1 protein-coding gene is annotated in these 1,484 nt (G+C 68.1%); it reads right to left on the bottom strand.

Translation table 11 applies throughout. From position 1 onward, the window contains the following. Nucleotides 1–82 precede the first annotated feature (82 nt). The gene (locus PGW49_RS10320) at nucleotides 83–1,363 is read right to left on the bottom strand and encodes an IS256 family transposase (protein WP_270226441.1); all 1,281 of its coding nucleotides are present in this window, start codon (nucleotides 1,361–1,363) and stop codon (nucleotides 83–85) included. Nucleotides 1,364–1,484 lie beyond the last annotated feature (121 nt).

The raw sequence follows: 1,484 nt of genomic DNA, 5'->3' as shown, positions 1-1,484 counted from the left end.
GGTAGTGTCGAGAAAGTTGGTGTAGCGCCCGAACCGAAGCGAGTAGGCCCGGCGTCCATGAACCTGGAATACGGTTGATATCCTATGCCGTCTCGACCCTGTCCGCAAGCTCGAGGCCGGACTCGAGCATCCTCCTGGCCTCAGCCTCGAGTCGCGCCCAGTCGACGGGACCGTCGATCCCGCAGGCGCGCCCATCGTCGTAGAGCTCGTTCATCCTAGCCTCCGAGAAGTACCTGGACCCCTGCCACACCTCGTCCTGCTCGCACATGACCGCGCCGGCGAGCCGCACCAGCGAGCCCGTGGACGGGAACACCTGCACGACGCGCGACCTGCGCTTTATCTCCCTGTTCGTCCTCTCCTGCACGTTGTTGGTGCGCAGCCGCTTCCAGTGGGCCGGCGGGAAGTCGAGGTAGGCCAGCGCGTCGGGCTCCGCCTCCTCGAGCACCGCCGCGGCCCTCGGGCAGCACCCCTCCAGCATGTCGCACGCCGCGTGGTACATGGCCGTCACGGTGGCGGCGTCGCGACCGCGGAAGACCTGCGACACGATCCTGCCCACGCGGCGCCTGAGCTGCCAGGAGCCGGCCTCGCGCATGCAGTCGCGCATCAGGTGCACGGCGCAGCGCTGCCACGCGGCTCCCTGGAAGACCTCTCCGAGGGCGCGGACGAGGCCCGGGTGTGCGTCGGAGACGACGAGCCGCACGCCGGCCGCCCCGCGCGAGCGGATAGTCCGCAGGAAGGCGAGCCACGAGTCGTAGGACTCGGTATCCACCACGTCGACGCCCAGGACGCGCCTCCAGCCGCCCGCGTCGCATCCGATGGCCGTCACCACGGCGGTGGAGGCCACGCGCCCCTCGCGGCGGCACTTGACGTAGGTCGCGTCGAGCCAGACGTAGGGCACCGGGGAGCCGTCGAGGGGCCTTGCGCACAGCTCCTCGATGTCGGCGTCCAGGCTCGAGGCGATGGCGCTCACCTGGTCCTTGGAGAGCCTGGAGACGCCCATCTTCTCCGCGACGCGCTGCACCTTGCGGGTGCTGGTGCCGGTGGCGTACATCTCGGCCACGGCGGCCACGAGGGCGCGGTCGGCGCGCTGGTAGCGCTCGATAACGTCCTCGGGGAAGAAGCTGCCGGAGCGCAGCTTGGGGATGCGAAGCGTCAGCGTGCCGACGCAGGTGGCGAGCGACCTCTCGCGGTAGCCGTTTCGGCTGTTCGCCCCGCCGCCGCACAGCTGGTCGGCCTCGGCGTCCATCACGGCGTTCACGACCTGCTCGGCGAGCCTGCGCAGCAGCTCCTGCATGTCGATGGCGCCGTCGTCGAACCGAGGCATGGCGAGCATGTCCGGCGTCGGGTCTGATAAGATTTCCATAGCGGTCTTCGTCCTTTCCTAGAACCTGTAGTTGTGGTGATTTCAGATTCTAGGACGAAGGCCGTTTTTCGTTAAACGGACGCTAGGGCGTCACCCTTACACCAACATTTTCGACGCGATC

This window comes from Collinsella aerofaciens, assembly GCF_027679495.1.
Taxonomy (GTDB): Bacteria; Actinomycetota; Coriobacteriia; order Coriobacteriales; family Coriobacteriaceae; genus Collinsella; species Collinsella aerofaciens_AK.
The sequence above is the reverse complement of the archived record's forward strand: the minus strand, read 5'-3'. Positions and strand labels throughout refer to the sequence as shown.